The organism is Lacihabitans sp. CCS-44 (assembly GCF_024343735.1).
In the GTDB taxonomy this organism is placed as follows: Bacteria; Bacteroidota; Bacteroidia; order Cytophagales; family Spirosomataceae; genus Leadbetterella.
In genome coordinates, this window is record NZ_RJUE01000016.1 from 1 (window position 1) to 18,945 (window position 18,945).

The following is an 18,945-nucleotide window of genomic DNA, read 5'->3' on the forward strand; positions in this document are numbered from 1 at the left end:
TTCAATATATATCATTTTGATCCCAAAATAAATAACTTTTTTCATTCCCCCCAACTTTTTGGATTGATCCCTTTTGACCATCGAACTCTTTGGGAATAAGGTTGAGTTCGGTAATATGGATATTGTAAGAATTTTCTACTTTTTCTACTTTAACTACTTCAAAATATTCAAATAAGCCTTCTGGTAGAAGTAATCGGATAAGGTCTTGGTTCAATATATATCATTTTGATCCCAAAATAAATAACTTTTTTCATTCCCTCAAACTTTTTGGATTCAAGCTTTTGACCATCGAACTCTTTGGGAATAAGGTTGAGTTCGGTAATATGGATATTGTAAGAATTTTCTACTTTTTCTACTTTAACTACTTCAAAATATTCAAATAAGCCTTCTGGTAGAAGTAATCGGATAAGGTCTTGGTTCAATATATATCATTTTGATCCCAAAATAAATAACTTTTTTCATTCCCCCCAACTTTTTGGATTGATCCCTTTTGACCATCGAACTCTTTGGGAATAAGGTTGAGTTCGGTAATATGGATATTGTAAGAATTTTCTACTTTTTCTACTTTAACTACTTCAAAATATTCAAATAAGCCTTCTGGTAGAAGTAATCGGATAAGGTCTTGGTTCAATATATATCATTTTGATCCCAAAATAAATAACTTTTTTCATTCCCCCCAACTTTTTGGATTGATCCCTTTTGACCATCGAACTCTTTGGGAATAAGGTTGAGTTCGGTAATATGGATATTGTAAGAATTTTCTACTTTTTCTACTTTAACTACTTCAAAATATTCAAATAAGCCTTCTGGTAGAAGTAATCGGATAAGGTCTTGGTTCAATATATATCATTTTGATCCCAAAATAAATAACTTTTTTCATTCCCCCCAACTTTTTGGATTGATCCCTTTTGACCATCGAACTCTTTGGGAATAAGGTTGAGTTCGGTAATATGGATATTGTAAGAATTTTCTACTTTTTCTACTTTAACTACTTCAAAATATTCAAATAAGCCTTCTGGTAGAAGTAATCGGATAAGGTCTTGGTTCAATATATATCATTTTGATCCCAAAATAAATAACTTTTTTCATTCCCCCCAACTTTTTGGATTGATCCCTTATTTTCTTCATAAATCAACTTTAAGAATGGAAATTAAAAGAAAAAACCCACCCTTCAAAATTTGAAAGGTGGGTTAACCACTTTGTAAATTTAACTTACTTATTTTCAGTTATTTACACTTAAAATGCTCCCGAAGCTGGGCTCGAACCAGCGACCCTCTGATTAACAGTCAGATGCTCTAACCAACTGAGCTATTCAGGAATATGTGTTTTGCCTCGTAAAACAGTCAGATGCTATAAGCAACCGGCAGGCGACCCTGTGAGCTATTCAGGAATCATGGTGCAAAAGTAGAACGTTTTTTCTTATTGTTCAAACTTTTCCCAACAAAAAATTCATCTTTTTTTGAGTTTTGATCATCACGAATGTTTAAACTTTTACAAATCAAGGGTTTAAATAGACATTTTATTATTATCAATTTTTGTATTAAATTTGAATTCGATTTGAAAAACATAGAATGAAATCAGTTTTCAAAAATATTAAAAGTCGCGACGCCTTTCTTTTTTCCTAAAGAACAATTTCCCGTTTTTATTTTTTAACATCACTTCCAAACTCATTGGGAGTACATTTTCTATTTTTCAAATATGAAAACAATCATAGAACCTTTCAGGATCAAGTCTATTGAACCTATATATTTTACTACCGAAACCGAAAGAAAGCAAAAACTAGCTGAAGTAGGTTACAATCTTTTCGGCCTTAAAGCGGAGGATGTCATTATCGATTTATTGACTGACAGTGGCACATCTGCCATGAGTGCCATGCAATGGGCGGGCATAATGAACGGCGACGAAAGCTACGCTGGTTCAAGAAGCTTCTACCGTTTTGAGGAAACCATAAAGAAAATTACTGGACTCGATTATATCATTCCTACCCACCAAGGACGGGCTGCTGAGAAAATTCTTTTCTCTATTGTGGGTGGTGAAGGACAAATAATCCCAAACAATACCCATTTTGACACTACAAGGGCAAATATTGAATTTAGTGGAGCACAAGCTGTGGATTTATTAAACGAAAATGGCAAAAAACCTGATTTTATTGCAGACTTTAAAGGCAATATGGATGTAGAAAAGCTTAGGGATTTTCTGACTGAAAACGCTGAGAAAGTACCATTGGTTATGCTTACGATTACCAACAATTCTGGCGGCGGGCAACCTGTTTCCATGGAAAATATAAGACAAGTAAGCGAGGTTTCTAAAACATTTGGAAAGCCATTTTTCTTAGATGCCTGCCGATTTGCTGAAAACGCCTATTTCATCAAAACCCGTGAAAAAGGCTATGAGAAGAAAACTATTTTGGAGATATGCCAAGAGATGTTTAGCTACGCAGATGGAATGACCATGAGTGCCAAAAAAGACGCATTGGTTAATATTGGAGGCTTCTTAGCCCTCAATGATGGTGTTTTGGCTCAAAAATGTCGAAATGTACTAGTTGTAACCGAAGGTTTTCCTACTTATGGGGGTTTGGCTGGTAGAGATCTTGAGGCTATTGCTCAAGGTTTGGAAGAAATTTTGGATGAAAATTATCTCCAATATAGGATCAGAACTATCGAATATTTGGGCGAAAAACTCACCAAAGCTGGTGTACCTCTGATATTGCCCACGGGCGGACATGCGGTTTACCTCGATGCTTCCAAATTCTGCAAGGAAATACCCAGCTGGCAGTTTCCAGGGCAGTCTATTGCTTGTGCTTTGTATATAAAGGGTGGTATTAGGGCTTGTGAAATAGGCTCTGTGATGTTTGGAAAGTACGACGAAGATGGCAAAACTATTTCACCTGATTTGGAATTGGTAAGACTGGCTATCCCTAGGAGAGCTTATACCCAAAGCCACATTGACTATGTGGCAGAAGTTATTATTGAGGTTTTTGAAGAAAGGGCCAATTTGAGGCCTTTCGCTATTGTGGAAGAGCCACCGCTTTTAAGGCATTTTACCGCAAAGTTTCAAGAATTGTAAAATTGCACGAATGTCTCTTCGACTGAAATCCTAGAGACATTCTGATTTTATTAGAGGCTAGCTCAATTAATATTTGCAGCTTTTTATTAATGTTTTACGAACTCAAAAAGCAAAGATGCTGCCAATCGAGCTGTGCGATTGTCTATGTCAAAGTCAGGATTTAACTCTGCAATATCAAAGGCTATTAGTTTTTGATTTGAAACTACCTGATGGAATATTTCTTGAAAAAATGAATCAGGTATGAGTCCATTATAAGCCAAAGCACTTACACCGGGAGCAAATGGAGCCGCAAATACATCGAGACATACAGTTAGATAAAGGATTTCTGATTTTGCAATAAAATCAGCTATGGTTTTTTTTATTTTTTCTTCGTTTTTACTCTGAAAATCCTTCGCAAGAATATACTCAGTACCTGATTGTTGTGCAAAATCAAAAAGAGATTTTGTGTTAGAGTTTTCTTGAATGCCTATGGCTAAATAATTGTAATTTAAATCATTTTGAGCAATTTGCCAAAATCCTGTTCCTGATGTTGCTCCTATTTCTGGTTTTACAGGGCGATTGTCAAAGTGGGCATCAAAATTTATTATACCGATTTTTTTATCAGGAAAAGCCTTCCTCAGCCCTGAGTAATGTGCATACATGACTTCGTGTCCACCACCCAAAACAATGGTATTTCCGCCTGCAATTTGAATTTTTTCTATAAAATGGGAGAGTAAGGATTGGCTTTTTTCGAGATCAGCATCTTCGCAGCCAATGTTGCCAAAGTCGATAATTTTTTTAAGAGAATTTACCGGAAAATTTGAAGAAAATTTTCTTAACATTTCAGGGCCTGTTTTGGCTCCTACGCGGCCTTGGTTTCTCCTAACTCCTTCGTCAGAAGCAAAGCCCAATATTCCCAAAAAAGGTTCTTCGCATAATACTTCTTCTTGAATATCAGCTAATTCCACTTTTTGATGCCACCTTAGACTTCCCTCTTCAGTGCCATCAATTCTACCTGTCCATGGTTGAGGTTTTGTGTACATTTTGATTAAATTAAATGTCCGTTTTTCCAAACTTTAGTTGGTTTCATGCTACCTTGTTGGTAAAGGATTTCTCGATAATCCGTAGTATCATAGGCTTGCACATCGGCTTTGAATCCATTCGAAATTTTTCCTATATCTTTAATATTCAATGCTTTTGCAGCTCTAAAGGTAAGGCTAGCCATGATTTCTGCTGTACTCAGTTTTTGAAACGTGGCCAGAATCGAAGCCTGAGCAAGCAGATTGCCCATTGGTGCCGAGCCTGGGTTGTAATCAGATGCTATGGCTAGGCAAGCCCCAGCATCCAAGAGTTTTCGGGCTGGTGTAAACGGTTCGCCAAGGCCAATAGATGCCCCTGGAAGTGCCACTGCCACTGTTTCTGAATTTGCTAAAACTCTTATGTCTGATTCTGTACTTGCCTCTAGATGGTCTGCCGAAAGAGCTCCCAAACTAACAGCCATTTGTGCTGATTCAGCAGTAAACTGGTCGGCATGAACCGTAATCTGGAATCCCATTTCTTTTGCTTTCTGCAAATAATGGATAGATTCCTCTATTCCAAAGGCAGACTTCTCTGTGAAAATATCTATGCGATTGGTCAAATGTTTGATTTTTGAGAGCAGGTTTTCGGTTAAATACGCTAAATATTCAATATTTGAACCTTCAAAATCTCGGGGTTTTATATGAGCCGCCAAGCAAGTTGGTACTACGTCGGCTTTTGTATTCAGTTGGTTTATGGTATTCAATATTTTTATTTCTTCCTCTACAGAAAGTCCGTAGCCCGATTTTATCTCGATAGTCGTTATGCCATTTTTCAAGAAACCATTAACCCTATTTTCGGTAAGTGTTTTTAATTCCGATTGACTGGCATTTCGGGTGGCAGTTACCGTACTCCATATCCCACCGCCTTTTTGAGCTATTTCTAAGTATGAGGTGCCGGCATTTCTCTCTGCAAAATCCATTGCCCTTGAGCCTGCAAAACAAGCATGGGTGTGGCAGTCTACAAACCCTGGTAGCAAAACGCTTTTTTGAGTGATTTCTTCGATTTCTGCCTGCCAAAACTCTTTTCTTAATGTCTCAAAATCAGCAACTTTTAAGATTTCTCCATTTTGTACCAGTAGGCCACCATTTACAATTATTTCTAGTAGCTCATCTTTCAAAGCACCTTTAAAAGGTAGGCTATTTAAGGTTACTATTTGTTTGAAAGGGCCTATTAATTTCATCATGATCTGCTTATTTCGCTAAAAAAGAAATACTTTCTTTACCACTTAAATAATTTAATGATTTCAATTTAATTTCAAATTGAGAATTATTTTCATTCAAAATCAAGACTTTCGATTATTTGGTCATTCACTAAGTTTGGAAGGGTCACTTTTAATTTATTGGAGCGTTCCATTTCTCGTTTTATAGCAAACAAAGCATTTTCATTTCTGGCCCAGCTTCTACGGGCAATGCCATTATTTACATCAAAAAACAACATAGATTTTAGTTTTTTACTCGCTTCCTTTGAGCCGTCTAAAAACATCCCAAAACCACCATTGATTACTTCGCCCCAGCCTACTCCTCCGCCATTGTGAATAGAAACCCATGTAGCTCCTCGGAAACTGTCGCCTATTACGTTGTGAATAGCCATGTCGGCTGTAAACTTACTTCCGTCGTGAATGTTGCTAGTTTCTCTGAATGGTGAATCAGTACCACTTACGTCGTGGTGGTCTCTGCCCAATACCATCATACCGATTTCACCTTTAGCAATAGCCATATTAAATTCTTCGGCTATTTTGGCTCGGCCTTCGGCATCTGCATATAGAATTCGGGCTTGTGACCCAACGACCAATTTGTTTTTATTGGCATCGATTATCCAAGTTATATTGTCCTCAAGTTGTTGCTTTATTTCCTCAGGTGCATTCTTTAGCATTTTTTGCATCACGCTCAGGGCAATCTTGTCGGTTTTGTCTAAATCTTCAGGCTTACCTGATGTGCAAACCCATCTGAATGGGCCAAAACCAAAATCAAAGCACATTGGCCCTAAAATATCTTCAACATATGAGGCATATTTAAAGTCGATATTGTTTTCTGCCATGATGTCGGCACCAGCTCTGGAGGCTTCTAACAGAAATGCATTGCCGTAGTCAAAAAAGTAAGTACCTTTTTTAGCATGTTTATTAATAGCATTGGCTTGTCTAACCAATGATTTTTTGACAAAAACTTTAAATTCATCTGGATTTTTGCTGAGCATATCGTTGGCTTCCTCAAAACCTAAACCCACAGGATAATAGCCTCCCGACCAAGGATTGTGCAACGAAGACTGATCTGATCCAATATGAATAAAGATATTTCGCTTGTCAAACTGTTCCCAAACTTCAACCACATTGCCAATATATGCAATCGAAACCACCTCGTTTTTGGCTTGAGCTTGAACAACTCTTCTCACCAACTCTTCCATATTGTCAATTAACACATCTACCCAACCTTGTTCATGTCTTTTGGTAGCGGCTTTTGGGTTTACTTCGGCACAAACGGTAATGCACCCAGCTATATTTCCTGCTTTGGGCTGTGCTCCACTCATGCCACCTAAGCCCGACGTTAGAAATATTTTACCGGCTGGAGTTTCATGCTTGGGTAGGATTTTCCTTAAAGCATTAATCACCGTTATTGTGGTGCCATGCACAATTCCCTGTGGACCGATGTACATAAATGAGCCTGCCGTCATTTGACCATATTGCGTTACTCCCAAAGCATTAAATTTTTCCCAATCGTCTGGTTTAGAGTAATTTGGAATCATCATACCATTAGTCACGATTACTCTTGGGGCATTTTTGGAAGAAGGAAACAAGCCCATTGGATGCCCAGAATAGAGGTGCAAAGTTTGGTCGTCGGTCATAGTTGCCAAATACTGCATCGTAATTAAATACTGTGCCCAATTTTGAAACACCGCTCCGTTGCCGCCATAAGTAATAAGTTCCTCAGGATGCTGAGCCACAGCGGGATCTAGATTGTTGTGGATCATCAGCATGATGCTAGCCGCCTGAATACTTTGTGCTGGATATTCTTCTAGTGGTCTCGCAAAAAGCTTATATTCGGGCTTAAATCGGTGCATATAAATTCTGCCATACTTTTTAAGTTCCTCAGCAAATTCTTCGGCCAAAATTTGATGCCACTCAGTAGGAAAATACCTTAAAGCATTTCTGATGGCCAGTTGCTTTTCCTCTTTTGAGAGTATGTTTTTTCTAATAGGTGCTGAATTAACCCCAACTGGATATGGCTTTTTGTCTGGCAATGTTTCAGGAATTCCTTTTAATATTAATTCTCTAAACATAGTTTTTTCTTCTTGATTTTTCATTTTATAAATCTTAAATCAAACTAATTGATACAATGCTGTTCATAAGTGTTATTTGCATTTATTTTTTGAGAAATAATAGTGGTCAAAGTCGGGCTTTTTATGAGTTGATGAAGTGTATTAATATCGTATGAAAAGCTTCGGTCTTTGGTAGCAAAATCCACTTGTTTTCTTACCTCAGCAAAAACTTCCTCTAGTACTTTAGAAGATTTCAACGGTCTTCTGAATTCGATTGCTTGGGCTGCATATAACAATTCAATAGCCAAAATATATTCCAAATTGTCTAAAACTGTATGGAATTTTCGGCCACTAATCGATCCCATGGACACATGGTCTTCCTGCCCCAAGGAGGTTGGGATGGAATCGGCCGATGCAGGGAAGCAAAGCGATTTGTTTTCAGAAACCAAAGCTGCAGTGGTGTATTGAGGTATCATAAAACCGGAATTCAATCCGGTGTCTTCGAGTAATAATCGAGGCAATCCGTAACGTCCCTCAAGCATTAAATAACAGCGACGGTCGGAGATATTTCCTAGCTCAGCGGCTGCAAGTGTGCAATAATCCAAGGGTAAAGCCAAAGGTTGCCCATGGAAATTTCCACCACTTATACTATCATGCGAACCCAATACTATTGGGTTGTCAGTAACGGAGTTGAGTTCTATTTCGGTCAATTGTTTTAGATGGATATATGCATTTCTAGAGGCTCCATGCACCTGAGGCATACATCGGAGTGAGTAAGGATCTTGCACTCGGTCGCAGTCGAGATGTGCCTCCAAAATCTCTGAGTCTGATAATAGGCTTCTAAGTCTTTGGGCGACCCATTGGCTTCCTTCGAAATTTCTAATATCGTGTAATCTTTTGTCGAAAGGTTTGGCAGAGCCCATTAGTCCTTCAAGCGATAAAGCACCCACAATGTCGGCGATTTCTAAGCAATGAAACAGCCTAGCCACACCAAATACGGCATGGGCTAGTATAAATTGCGTGCCGTTGATCAATGCTAAGCCTTCTTTTGGACCCAAAATGAGGGATTCTTTCTTAAAAGATTTGAGTAAATCGGCAGTTTGAAACTTTTCTCCTTTATGAAATACCTCACCCAAGCCAATTAGAGGTAAAAACAAATGAGAGAGTGGGGCCAAATCGCCAGATGCCCCAACCGAACCTTTGCATGGTACAGATGGAATAATATCTTCTTCGATCATCCACAAGATACGTTGGATAGTTTCCAATCGAATACCAGAAAATGCTTTGCAAAGCGAATGAACTTTACAAATCATCATTGCTTTTGCCAGATGCAAAGCTATAGGTTCGCCAACGCCTACACTGTGGCTGATGAGCAGATTGTGCTGTAGCTCAGATGTTTGAGATTCTGAAATTTTGGTATCACACAAAGGCCCAAAACCCGTGTTTATGCCATAAACTACATCAGAACTGGCTACTATTTCATTTACCCAATGGGTGCTGTTTTGTATTTCTACCAGAACTTTTTCTGAAATATTGCCTTGAAGTTCCCCTTTTACCAAAGCCAAAACTTCGTTTACACCTAAAAAATCTTCTCCGTATTTAAACATTTATCTTAGATTTTATTCTTTCGTTTAAAGGCATTTCTCCAAACCTGTCTTCTATTTTTATCAATTTTTGCAATACATCGCTTTCTTCTAAAAACGTATTCATGGTTTGGCTCAAAGCATTCCATACGGGCTTTATTTTTACAAGAAGTTCTTTTCCTTTCGTGCTAAAATGAATGTCTTTTCGGCGGCCATCATCATTGGAAGGAGTAAGGATTACCAGTTTCTGTTCTTGTAAAGTTTTGATTAACTGACTAATAGCCGAATGTGATACGTCCAACGTATCTGCGATTTCGTAAATAGATAAACTGCCGTGTTTGTCTAATAAATAAAAAACTCCAAACCACGATGCTTCAAAAGGAATGCCGAGGTCAGTGTACACCTTGTTGATTTCGCTCAAAAAATAATCACTAAGTCTTTTGAGCCTTGTGCCAAATACAAGTGGGCCGAGTTCTTGATAAAAATTCATAAACAAATATATATAAGTACTTATATATATTATAATATTTTGTATATTTTTTTAAAATATTTTTATAAATCATTTAATAAAGTAAGACTTGCATGCCTTTGGGTGGTCTGTGTTGATAAAATCGACGGTTAGGTCAAATAAAGTTTGCCATGACAAAGGAGTATCTGGCGTTGCCCAAAAACGAATAGGGTAGCCGTAGTAATGTACACTGTCGATAATGGTCTTGAGTTTTAGCTTTTCTTCGTCTGTCATAGGCTTATCACCTTTCCATTTTGAGTAGCTTCCAAATGAAAAACTCACCAAGGCTATTTTTGATTTATCGCCTTTGTCGAGATCTTTGAGCGACTGGTGGTCAAAGAAAATATAGGGAGGATATTTTGAGTATTCTGATATTGGCGGGCGATTTCCGGATATTACGAATTTGATATATTTATTTTTTGAGTGGGCTTTGGCTAGTTTTGGATATTTTGCAATAGCCGCCTCTACGGCCTTTAAGGTTGGTTCTGCACTGGTTTTCAGATCAATAAGAATTTGCAATTCTTGTCTTTTTTTAGATTTCACGATTTTATTCAGCGGCTCTAAATACAATTTCTCGAGGGTTCTTTCAGGATTGATTTCGTTTTTTTCATGAGCCACATAAAGTTTGCCATCAACTAAATACACGTCTGCCTCTATAGAATTTGCCCCTGCCTCGTAGGCTTCCCAAAACGGTCGAGCCTGCACATAGTCGTTGTGAGAATGTATTTTTTGTGCAAGTACACTGTTCCAACCAACAATTATTAGAAAAGTAAATAGGTCTCTAAGCATTTTCTTGAATTTCTTGCTGCCAATTTAGCAATAAAGACTGATTATCGTTACTTTAGATTTTTAAATATTCAATCTTACAAAATGAAAAAAATCTTAGTTCTTCTCTTTTCTCTCTTTTCTATTTTTTCTTATGCCCAAGTTGGGGTAGGTGCAAAAGCTCCCAAAAAAGCCAAAGTTCTTTTTGACGGATCGCACAAAATGCTTCATGAAAAGTGGCAATATTGGAACGGCCCAAGGCTGAAAGCGAGTATGCCCATTAAATGGGAAATTCAGAATGACCCTGTAGAAGCGGGAACTGTTGTAAACACCAACGATCCGGCTGCCGCGGGAGGACTTTACGGAGCTGCCGATATTGTGACCAAAGAAGAATTTGGAGATTTCAGACTTCATGTGGAGTTTTTTATCAAAGAAAAAGGAGGAAATAGTGGAGTTTATCTTCAAAATAGATATGAAATTCAGGTTTTAGACGGCGATACTACCTCCCACGGAATGGCGGCGGTTATCAACGAATCTCCATCGCCATATTATGCCTATAATGGTATTGGCAAATGGAATGCCTACGACATAATGTTTCGTGCAGCCAAGTTTAAAGACGGAAAGTTGGTGGAAAAACCAATGGTGACAATGTATTTTAATGGCAAAAAAGTACATAAAAATCAAAAGATTTCTCAGGTTTGGGGAGGGCCAAATTCAGGTCAAGATGGAGGCAACGATGGTGGAAAGGGAATAACAGATCGTCCGGGTGGATTGAAACTACAAGCCGAAGGACACAACGTTTATTATAGAAATATTTGGATAGTGCCGATGGACATCAAGAAAGCAGATACAGATTTTTAATTAGAAATAAATAACCTATTATGAGTATTTTAGATTTATTTAGAGAAGCAAATGAAAAGCTGAAGGGCAAACATTTATTGGCAATCGGTACAGTTCTGATTTATTTTTTGATTGCCGGCATCCCTTCAGGATTCGACGAACGTTATGGAATTCTTTCGTTACTCATATCAGCACCTTTGGCCTTGGGTATTTCCTCTTTTTTCTTAAATCTCGTCAGGGGAAATAAAGTTAGAGTCGAGCAAATGTTTGATGGATTCAAAAACTATGTCCCTTCTCTGATTATGACTATTTTGATAACCTTTGCCGTTGGTTTTGGCCTCGTTTTATTGATTATTCCCGGAATAATCATTGCTATTGGCTTTTCAATGTCGTATTTTATTTTAGCAGATAATCCTCAAATGGATGCCGTTTCAGCCATGAAAGCAAGTTGGGAAATGATGAAAGGCTATAAGGCTGATTACTTTGTATTTTCTTTGTTATCTATAATGCTTTGTATTCTTGGGCTTATAGTACTTGTTGTAGGTTTTTTCTATGTTATTCCAGTAATTTATGCTGCTTCGGCACTTTTTTATGAAAAAATAAGAAATACAAAGTAAAAACGGTTTGGAAGGAAATATGCCCGGAGCCTAAATGGGCTACTGAATATTCTCTTCCAACCAATTCACTAAAAGTTTCACACCATAGCCAGTGGAAGATTTCATTGACCCATATTCTGAGTCGCCGAAAGCTACACCTGCAATGTCAAGGTGAGCCCAGTTGGTGTGGCCATCTATAAATTCTTCAAGGAATTTGGCAGCCGTAATGGCTCCGGCGATAGGAGCGGAGGAAAGGTTTTTGATATCCGCCACGTCAGATTTCATCATGTCTTTATAATCATCCCAGAGAGGCATTCTCCATACTTTTTCACCGGTAGTTTGCCCGGAATTCATGAGACTTTGTGCCAAATCGTCGTTGTTGCTCAGCAATGCGGCAGCTGCGTAGCCCAAGGCTTGAATGCAGTTGCCCGTCAATGTGGCTAAATCTATCACTGCATCTGGCTGATGGTTCTTTGTTACATAAGCCAATGCATCTGCTAAAACCAATCTCCCTTCTGCATCGGTGTTGATGACCTCGATGGTTTTACCTAAATAAGAACCAATTACATCGCCTGGTTTTATCGCCAAGCTGTCAATACAGTTTTCGGTCAGAGCCACTGCTCCCACAATATTTACTTTTAAACCAAGTTTGGCCGCCATGTCCAAAGTGCCAATTACAGCTGCTGCCCCGCCCATGTCAGACTTCATGTAATTCATGTTGTCTCCAGGTTTTAGCGATACTCCACCTGTGTCAAAAGTGACGCCTTTGCCAATTAACCCAACTTTTTTATTGGATTCGGGATGTGAATATTCCATGATTACAAACCTTGCGGGATTCTCCACACTACCTTTTGATACCGCCAAAAGTGCCTTTAGCCCTATCTCTTCACATTGTTTTTCGTCATAAATTTTCACAGAGAAACCGGACGCTTTGCCCATTTTCTCAATTTCCTCCGAAAGCATTTGTGGAGTTTTATAATTGGCAGGTGAATCTACCAACTTCATGATTTTCATTTGAGTTTCCGCCAGCATTTTGCCTTTGGCCAAATCCTTTTCTATGGTTTTTTCTGAAACAAAATTCAACTCAGCATCCTCCGAAAACCAATCATTTTCCACTTTTTGGTTGGTTTTTAACATTCCCAAATTGTACTGAGCCAAATAAATGCCATTGGCAATAGCCTCAGCAAATTCTCCCAAATCGTCGTGATCCAACAAAATATTGATATTGCCGCTCAGTTTGCTTTTATTATTATAGAAAAAGCTTCTAAAAACTTTAGAAACTGCCGAGACTTCTCGTTTTTTGCCGAGACCGAGAAAGTATATTTTGTTTTCTCCAACTGACAAAAGTGTTTCTTTCGCCGAGCCTTTGAAGTGGTCAAGAAGAGTCCAGTTGTCGAATTTTATAGAACTCCCAATTTTCTTTATAAGATCGGGAATATTTTCATTTTCAAACACTGGTATTATGTATGAATTTGAATTTGTTGTACTGTTTAGTTTTGTCGAAATCATGAATTTGTTTTTATCAAAAAATTAAAAATTGAACTATTTCCTGTTTTATGTCACCAGAGATTTCAAAATAAAATCTTTGTTTATCTGTGTTATTTTAATATCCGTGTCATCTGTGTCCAATATTACGACCTTGCTACTTCACCCCCAAAGCCTCCTTATAACTCACCAAATTTATTCCTTTTCTCACTATAGCTTCCTTAACCTTTTCTGATGTAAAAACAGTGGTCACATCTTGGCGTTCTTTGGCCACATCTTCGTAGCCAATGTGAGAGATGGCTCTAAGTTCTTCATTGTCAAGGCCTGGGTGTTCAACAAATACATACGTTTTTCCAGTTTCTAGTTGGTCCAACATTTTTATAAAGCCTTCTATTCGCTCTTCGGTGGTTTTGTTTCTAAACTCGTAGCCGGTGTACTGAATTTGTGTAGACCCTGCGTCCACCATTTGAATACCGTATTCTTTCCCTATTCTGGCTGTCATTTCTTTCATTTCCTTGGTAAAAGCCAAACTGCCCATGTGGCCCGAAACATGGCTCAGTCTTGGAATATATTTTTTGGCCATTTCTATTTGTGCCCTTAGTTCCTGCTCGATGTCTTCTATTTTCCAATCGTTGTCCATTATGGCCTGCATGGGGTAGTTTTTGTTGTGAAACAACATCGGATAGAAATACCCGTCTTTATTCCTAAGACTTGGTGCGGCTGTGAGCGGTCTCCATTTTACGTTATCCCATTCGCTCGTAATAGCAAAATGCAGTCCTACGTCGATTTTTGGATTTTTCTCCAACATTTTCACGGCCTCAGGAAACCACGGCGAGGGTACAATTATCTCTATAGAAGTCTCGATGCCTTCCATATACGATTTTATAAGTGCTTCGTTGCCCGAATGCGAATACCCCATGTCATCACCCCTCACAATTAGTTTCGGTGAATTGGCTATCACCGGACTTATTACTGCTTTTATGGGCGTTCGAGCAGCATTTTTATTGAAAATATTCTGAAAATCTAAGGTCACATAATCTCCATCAAAAGCACAAACGACAGTTTCGGTATGCGGACTTTCTACATATTTCAAGGTCAATTCCAAAGTCTTGTCATCTAACCAAGTGTAGCTATTGGCGGTTTTAAATGGCGACTGGCCAATTCTATTTCCCCGAGCTCTTGCTACCAAATACGGTCCAAACTTGGTCGTGGTATTTTCTACCCAAGTTCCATTTCCAAATTTTAACTTGTGGTCAACAGAGTCAGTAGCTAAAGTCATATTCAAACTTTCACCCTCAAATTCAAATTTAACTGCCTTTAATGCTCTGGTGTTAGAATACACTCCGTAAGTTTTTCCCGAAATCGTCTCTTTCCATTGCGATGCCTTGTTTTTTACCGAAATAGGCGTGGCTAAACTTTTTGACTTGTTATTTAATTCGGTCAGTGCTTTGGCGTTTTTTGGTAATTTTGAATCTTTCAGTGCTGGAAGAATATATTTCCAAACCAAATTTATCTCATTCTGCATGTCAGGTGCTTCGGCAGTTATGGCTATCACGGCATCTTTTTCGGGAAGAATGATGATAAATTGGCCATTGGCACCGTCGGCTCTGTAACCATTATTTCGGCAACGCCACATTTGATAAGCGTAGCCCTGGTGCCAGTCGCTAGAATCTCTTGTGGTAACGCCTTTGGGCAAATCTTGCATGATTTTCATGCTGCTAGCTTCCTCTATCCATGCAGCTGGCAGTATTTGTTTACCATTCCATTTGCCTTTTTGAAGAAACAATAAACCAAACTTGGCCATATCTTCAGTTTTTAGTCTAAGTCCATAACCACCTGTATTAATGCCTTTAGGATCTACTTCCCAATCTATATTTTGTATTCCAAGTGGTTCAAAAAGCCTTGGCTGTAGGTAGTCAATGACCTTCTGGCCAGTTACTTTCTGAATGATGGCCGAAAGCATATAGGTGGCAGGTGTATTGTAAAGAAACTTTGTGCCGGGTGTGTTTACAATAGGAGTCTTGAGGAATTCTTTTACCCAATTGTCGCTGGTGGCAATAAAAGTGGCATTCTCCTTTTCATGTCCTACGCTCATCGAGAGCAAATCTCTTATTTCCAAATCTGCCAAATTTGGACTCACTTTTTCTGGTAAATCATCAGGAAAAAAACTCACTACTTTGTCGCTCACGCTGAGCTTTTTCTCAGCCACCGCAAATCCTATGGCCGTAGCCGTAAAGCTTTTGCTGGTCGAATACATGGTATGCTTGAGGTCGCTTCTGTAAGGAGCCCACCAGTTTTCAGACACCACTTTTCCGTGCCGAATCAACATAAAACTATGAAACTCGTGCTTACTTTTATTGGCGGCTTCTAAGAAATCCAAGATTCCCTGCGAACTCACTCCCTCAGTTTCAGGCGTACTTCTAGGCAAAGAAAGTTTATTTTGAGCCACCACTTGCAGCCCGAGTAATACCAGGAGGAATACTTTTTTCATTTTAAATTAAGATTATGATTGAATAGGTCGTTAAATTAGTGATTTCTGATACAATTAGAATCAAAAATTCAAATTCTTATGTGTTGTATTTCTATTTCAGAATCCCGTAGAGTATTTTTTATTGCTGAATTACTTTTGAAATTCAGCACACTCCCATTTTTCCTGACTTCGTGTATTTTCTCCATTTCTAATTCTGCGAAAAGCCACATACTCTCTTGTGGTTCACCCAAGGCCAAGATTCCCTGATCTGGAAATCCCAAATCTGGGGTACTGTAGATGGCCGAATAACCATAATTAATATCCACTGCAGGCGACCACAAGGCATCGCCAACAGTTTGTGAAACCACCACATAACATTGATTTTCCAATGCCCTCGCCCGAGCACCTATATGTACACGAGTGGCACCTCTAAGCGTTTCGGTGCAACTGGGAGCAAAAATCACCTCAGCACCAGCCTCGCACAATAACTTGGAGCCAATACCAAATTCCACATCGTAGCAGGTCTGAATTCCAAATTTTCCCCATTTGGATTCAAAAACGCTCAATTTCTTCTGCCCAGAAGAAATTCCCCATTCTTCGTCTTCAAACCGAGTCATGAAAAACTTGTCTTGGTAGCCAGCCAGTCCATTTGGCCCTACTACAAAAACCCGATTAACAAATCCTCCATTCTCCTGAACCGGGAAACTCGGACATAATATTATCTTATCAAATTCATTGGCTATCTGGCAGAAATAGGCATGGAACTCGGGTAAAAGTTCGTTCATTTTCACTATTTGGCCGACCAAGTCTTTTTGGATTTGCCCGCTGAACAAACTCGCCATTTCCATTGAGCCATATTCAGGAAATACTAAAATTTGAGCGTCTTCAGAACTTGCTACCCAGCCACGAATGTTGATTTTCCAATCTTCCAAGTTAGCGAAGTAGCCAATCGGAAATTGTGCGGTAGCTATTTTCATATCTTTTTCAACCAGTAAATCATTGTTTTCTCCGTTTCCAGTGGCTCATTTATGTCTTTCCAACTAAACATACTCTTCAAAACCTCACTTTTTTTATAACCCCTGCTTTTCCAAAATTCATCCATAGGTACGTAAGATTCTGGCCTAAGCGGATGATTTTTCAGCCTATCCACCGCACAAAAACAGGTTTTGGTATAATTCCCAAAACCAGCAACATGCCTTTCTCTTTCTTCAAAAAAAAGTTTACCAATACCTTTCCCGCGATATTCCTTTAATAAAATACTTTCTCCGAAATAGAAAACTTCGTCCAATTTCATCCCAGCATCCTCAAACGGTTCTTTTACTTCAGCAGTTTCGTCCATCAACGGAATGCAGGTTGTAGCACCCACCATTTTTTCATTATCAAAAACGGCAAACAAAAAAGCCCGCTCCGAATTTATATAGGTCTTCAGGTATTCTTTCTCATATTCAAAACTCCCCTCATACAAATAAGGGAAATCCCGAAACACCTCAATTCGCAAAGCCGCCAATTCAGAGATAACCGTTTCTATTTCTTTACCTATATATATGTAGCTTTTCATTTTACCTTAAAAACAACAAAAATCCAAATATTTTACAATTTTTTGAACTTTTCTACAAGTAACCAAATTTCTCACAACTCACAACTCACAACTCACAACTCACAACTCACAACTCACAACTCACAACTCACAACTCATCACTTCGAAACCAACTCAATCCAAAGCGGCAAATTATAATAAGTAGTCACCCTGCTGATTTTCCCATTCTTCACTTCCAAGAAAGCCCCTGCTGGCAACACATACGTTTGATTATGAGCAGGCGGTAGTCCCTCATCCGCTACCTTATATATACCATTTACCACAAATTCTACTGCCACTCGGCTATTACTCGGCTCAGCAAAAAACACCATATCAGTCAAAGTCTCATCATAACAAGTATCCATGATACCCAAAAACTCCCTAAACTTCTCCAAACCTATCCTCACATCTCCCTGATTGGCCTCATGTTTAATCTCCGCATCCAACAAACCCATCATGCCGTCCCAATTCTTAGCATTAAAGTGCCCGTAATACTCCTTTACAATTTCCAGTGCGTTCATAAAAGTCTTTTTTCTTTCAAATATATGCCCACAAACCCTAAAAACCAATTTGAGTAAATCTCTTTGACAGACAATCATTATATATAATTTAAGATTTCTGCGGGCGTGTCCCTTCGCCCCATAAACGAAAGAGCAAGAAAAAACGATAGGGGTAGGGGCTGTGGGTCGTGTAGAGCTAGGCTCGTAATCTTCGCATCCTGATGCTCGATTATGTTCCCGCTTATGTGTCCGGCCTATGAGCTAGGCCATAAAGAGCTCACAGTTGGTGAGCGATAGTCGAACCACTATCCTTCACGCAAAATAGGAAACAAATCAGACCAGCCGCAGGCGAGGTCGCAACTCCTTACCCTCCTTCGCAAGGAGGGTCGGCCGCAGGCCGGGGTGGTTAGTAGTACAATTCACTCACCTCAGGCCTGGGTGGTTAATCAGCCAAACACCAATCATAAGTTGGAACCTTCATAAAATTTCAATTACCGGAATATAAATATTTTGAGCTGTCGTCAAAACGCAAAACGGGACAAAAGATCCCAAGAAACGGTATTCAATCCAGAAAAGTAGAGAGTAAGGCAAAAAGTTAGGTATAACAAAAGTTCAAATAAATATAACAAAAGCAAGAACTTTTGTGGTGTTAAAAGGTAAAAGTCTTTGAAAAGCAGTGAATTAGGAGAAATGCTTAAAAAGAATATTAAAATAATATTTGGAAAAGGGTTAAGTAGTGTCTTACCTTTGCACTCCCAAACGGCGAGGAAGTATAGATGGAGAAGCTAGAAGAGGGATAAAGTTCATAAAAATAAATAAATTTTTTTCTTGAAAACATTTGGGGATTAAAAAAAGGTTGTTACCTTTGCACCCCGATTAAGACGGAAGGAAACGAGAAGGAAAGAGAAAGGAGACTGGAAACAGTGACGAGCTCACGCAGAAGTGGGATAAAGTTCATTAACTTATTGGAGATAGAGACGAAACATAAAGTTGGGAGATCTTTCGATGTAAGAAATTACTATGGAGAGTTTGATCCTGGCTCAGGATGAACGCTAGCGGCAGGCTTAATACATGCAAGTCGAGGGGGCAGCAATGTCACCGGCGAACGGGTGCGTAACGCGTATGCAACCTACCTACATCAGGGGGATAGCCCTAGGAAACTGGGATTAACACCGCATAATACTAGACATGGCATCATGATTAGTTGAAATATTTATAGGATGTAGATGGGCATGCGTAGGATTA

Annotated in this window: 19 protein-coding genes, 1 tRNA gene and 1 rRNA gene; 4 read left to right on the plus strand and 17 right to left on the minus strand. The window is 38.9% G+C overall.

Annotated features, from left to right (window positions below; translation table 11 throughout):
* Window position 1: 1 nt before the first annotated feature.
* The 6 genes from EGI26_RS06845 to EGI26_RS06870 all read right to left on the minus strand — a co-directional run bounded on the left by EGI26_RS06845 (window position 2) and on the right by EGI26_RS06870 (window position 1,318).
* The gene (locus EGI26_RS06845) at window positions 2–214 is read right to left on the minus strand and encodes a hypothetical protein (protein WP_255077287.1); all 213 of its coding nucleotides are present in this window, start codon (window positions 212–214) and stop codon (window positions 2–4) included.
* Window positions 168–422 carry a hypothetical protein gene (locus EGI26_RS06850; protein WP_255077289.1) on the minus strand — a complete coding sequence of 85 codons (255 nt, stop codon included), beginning with the start codon at window positions 420–422 and terminating at the stop codon, window positions 168–170. Before EGI26_RS06850 ends, EGI26_RS06845 begins: the two co-directional genes overlap by 47 nt.
* The gene (locus EGI26_RS06855; protein WP_255077287.1) at window positions 419–631 is read right to left on the minus strand and encodes a hypothetical protein; all 213 of its coding nucleotides are present in this window, start codon (window positions 629–631) and stop codon (window positions 419–421) included. The genes EGI26_RS06850 and EGI26_RS06855 overlap by 4 nt, the downstream gene beginning before the upstream one ends.
* The gene (locus EGI26_RS06860) at window positions 628–840 is read right to left on the minus strand and encodes a hypothetical protein (protein ID WP_255077287.1); all 213 of its coding nucleotides are present in this window, start codon (window positions 838–840) and stop codon (window positions 628–630) included. The genes EGI26_RS06855 and EGI26_RS06860 overlap by 4 nt, the downstream gene beginning before the upstream one ends.
* Window positions 837–1,049 carry a hypothetical protein gene (locus EGI26_RS06865; protein WP_255077287.1) on the minus strand — a complete coding sequence of 71 codons (213 nt, stop codon included), beginning with the start codon at window positions 1,047–1,049 and terminating at the stop codon, window positions 837–839. The genes EGI26_RS06860 and EGI26_RS06865 overlap by 4 nt, the downstream gene beginning before the upstream one ends.
* A gap of 195 nt (window positions 1,050–1,244) precedes the next feature.
* Window positions 1,245–1,318: transfer RNA gene (locus EGI26_RS06870), tRNA-Asn, on the minus strand.
* Between the two features lie 380 nt (window positions 1,319–1,698).
* Between EGI26_RS06870 and EGI26_RS06875 the strand changes: the two genes are divergently transcribed.
* Window positions 1,699–3,066 carry a tryptophanase gene (locus tag EGI26_RS06875; protein ID WP_255077290.1) on the plus strand — a complete coding sequence of 456 codons (1,368 nt, stop codon included), beginning with the start codon at window positions 1,699–1,701 and terminating at the stop codon, window positions 3,064–3,066.
* Between the two features lie 86 nt (window positions 3,067–3,152).
* On the opposite strand, the gene hutG is transcribed toward EGI26_RS06875, so the two are convergent.
* From hutG to EGI26_RS06905, 6 genes are all read right to left on the minus strand, one after another.
* Window positions 3,153–4,088 (minus strand): formimidoylglutamase, encoded by a 936-nt coding sequence (gene hutG, locus EGI26_RS06880; RefSeq protein WP_255077291.1) that lies wholly within the window; start codon window positions 4,086–4,088, stop codon window positions 3,153–3,155.
* Window positions 4,089–4,093: 5 nt separating this feature from the next.
* Entirely contained in the window at window positions 4,094–5,308 is a 1,215-nt protein-coding gene (gene hutI, locus EGI26_RS06885; RefSeq protein ID WP_255077292.1) for an imidazolonepropionase, read from the minus strand.
* Window positions 5,309–5,397: 89 nt separating this feature from the next.
* A complete protein-coding gene (locus tag EGI26_RS06890; protein WP_255077293.1) occupies window positions 5,398–7,422 on the minus strand; it encodes a urocanate hydratase in 2,025 nt (674 codons plus the stop codon).
* Between the two features lie 20 nt (window positions 7,423–7,442).
* The gene (gene hutH / locus EGI26_RS06895; RefSeq protein WP_255077294.1) at window positions 7,443–8,984 is read right to left on the minus strand and encodes a histidine ammonia-lyase; all 1,542 of its coding nucleotides are present in this window, start codon (window positions 8,982–8,984) and stop codon (window positions 7,443–7,445) included.
* The gene (locus EGI26_RS06900) at window positions 8,977–9,450 is read right to left on the minus strand and encodes a MarR family winged helix-turn-helix transcriptional regulator (protein ID WP_255077295.1); all 474 of its coding nucleotides are present in this window, start codon (window positions 9,448–9,450) and stop codon (window positions 8,977–8,979) included. The genes hutH and EGI26_RS06900 overlap by 8 nt, the downstream gene beginning before the upstream one ends.
* A gap of 69 nt (window positions 9,451–9,519) precedes the next feature.
* Window positions 9,520–10,257, minus strand: coding sequence for a phosphatidylinositol-specific phospholipase C/glycerophosphodiester phosphodiesterase family protein (locus tag EGI26_RS06905; RefSeq protein ID WP_255077296.1), 738 nt, complete (start codon window positions 10,255–10,257; stop codon window positions 9,520–9,522).
* A gap of 81 nt (window positions 10,258–10,338) precedes the next feature.
* Here EGI26_RS06905 and EGI26_RS06910 point away from each other — a divergent pair, with 81 nt between their 5' ends.
* Window positions 10,339–11,094, plus strand: coding sequence for a DUF1080 domain-containing protein (locus EGI26_RS06910; RefSeq protein ID WP_255077297.1), 756 nt, complete (start codon window positions 10,339–10,341; stop codon window positions 11,092–11,094).
* A gap of 20 nt (window positions 11,095–11,114) precedes the next feature.
* Window positions 11,115–11,690 carry a DUF975 family protein gene (locus EGI26_RS06915; protein ID WP_255077298.1) on the plus strand — a complete coding sequence of 192 codons (576 nt, stop codon included), beginning with the start codon at window positions 11,115–11,117 and terminating at the stop codon, window positions 11,688–11,690.
* A 39-nt stretch (window positions 11,691–11,729) separates the two neighbouring features.
* Here the strand turns inward: EGI26_RS06915 and EGI26_RS06920 are convergent, their stop codons facing one another.
* From EGI26_RS06920 to EGI26_RS06940, 5 genes are all read right to left on the minus strand, one after another.
* Window positions 11,730–13,178, minus strand: a complete 1,449-nt coding sequence (locus EGI26_RS06920; RefSeq protein WP_255077299.1) for a M17 family metallopeptidase — start codon at window positions 13,176–13,178, stop codon at window positions 11,730–11,732.
* A 133-nt stretch (window positions 13,179–13,311) separates the two neighbouring features.
* Complete coding sequence (locus EGI26_RS06925) at window positions 13,312–15,645, minus strand: ChbG/HpnK family deacetylase (RefSeq protein WP_255077300.1); 2,334 nt, start codon at window positions 15,643–15,645, stop codon at window positions 13,312–13,314.
* A 68-nt stretch (window positions 15,646–15,713) separates the two neighbouring features.
* Entirely contained in the window at window positions 15,714–16,601 is an 888-nt protein-coding gene (locus tag EGI26_RS06930) for a carbon-nitrogen hydrolase family protein (RefSeq protein WP_255077301.1), read from the minus strand.
* The gene (locus EGI26_RS06935; protein ID WP_255077303.1) at window positions 16,598–17,182 is read right to left on the minus strand and encodes a GNAT family N-acetyltransferase; all 585 of its coding nucleotides are present in this window, start codon (window positions 17,180–17,182) and stop codon (window positions 16,598–16,600) included. The genes EGI26_RS06930 and EGI26_RS06935 overlap by 4 nt, the downstream gene beginning before the upstream one ends.
* Before the next feature lie 137 nt (window positions 17,183–17,319).
* Entirely contained in the window at window positions 17,320–17,721 is a 402-nt protein-coding gene (locus tag EGI26_RS06940; protein WP_255077304.1) for a nuclear transport factor 2 family protein, read from the minus strand.
* A 996-nt stretch (window positions 17,722–18,717) separates the two neighbouring features.
* On the opposite strand from EGI26_RS06940, the gene EGI26_RS06945 reads away from it, so the two are divergent.
* Window positions 18,718–18,945 (plus strand): 16S ribosomal RNA (locus tag EGI26_RS06945); the annotation flags it as partial.

Coding starts and splice junctions, on each gene's coding strand:
- EGI26_RS06910 (WP_255077297.1), top strand. CDS start 10,339: ATGAAAAAAATCTTAGTTCTTCTCTTTTCTCTCTTTTCTATTTTTTCT.
- EGI26_RS06915 (WP_255077298.1), top strand. CDS start 11,115: ATGAGTATTTTAGATTTATTTAGAGAAGCAAATGAAAAGCTGAAGGGC.
- EGI26_RS06875 (WP_255077290.1), top strand. CDS start 1,699: ATGAAAACAATCATAGAACCTTTCAGGATCAAGTCTATTGAACCTATA.
- EGI26_RS06920 (WP_255077299.1), bottom strand. CDS start 13,178: ATGATTTCGACAAAACTAAACAGTACAACAAATTCAAATTCATACATA.
- EGI26_RS06940 (WP_255077304.1), bottom strand. CDS start 17,721: ATGAACGCACTGGAAATTGTAAAGGAGTATTACGGGCACTTTAATGCT.
- hutH (WP_255077294.1), bottom strand. CDS start 8,984: ATGTTTAAATACGGAGAAGATTTTTTAGGTGTAAACGAAGTTTTGGCT.
- hutG (WP_255077291.1), bottom strand. CDS start 4,088: ATGTACACAAAACCTCAACCATGGACAGGTAGAATTGATGGCACTGAA.
- EGI26_RS06925 (WP_255077300.1), bottom strand. CDS start 15,645: ATGAAAAAAGTATTCCTCCTGGTATTACTCGGGCTGCAAGTGGTGGCT.
- EGI26_RS06905 (WP_255077296.1), bottom strand. CDS start 10,257: ATGCTTAGAGACCTATTTACTTTTCTAATAATTGTTGGTTGGAACAGT.
- EGI26_RS06930 (WP_255077301.1), bottom strand. CDS start 16,601: ATGAAAATAGCTACCGCACAATTTCCGATTGGCTACTTCGCTAACTTG.
- hutI (WP_255077292.1), bottom strand. CDS start 5,308: ATGATGAAATTAATAGGCCCTTTCAAACAAATAGTAACCTTAAATAGC.
- EGI26_RS06890 (WP_255077293.1), bottom strand. CDS start 7,422: ATGAAAAATCAAGAAGAAAAAACTATGTTTAGAGAATTAATATTAAAA.
- EGI26_RS06935 (WP_255077303.1), bottom strand. CDS start 17,182: ATGAAAAGCTACATATATATAGGTAAAGAAATAGAAACGGTTATCTCT.
- EGI26_RS06900 (WP_255077295.1), bottom strand. CDS start 9,450: ATGAATTTTTATCAAGAACTCGGCCCACTTGTATTTGGCACAAGGCTC.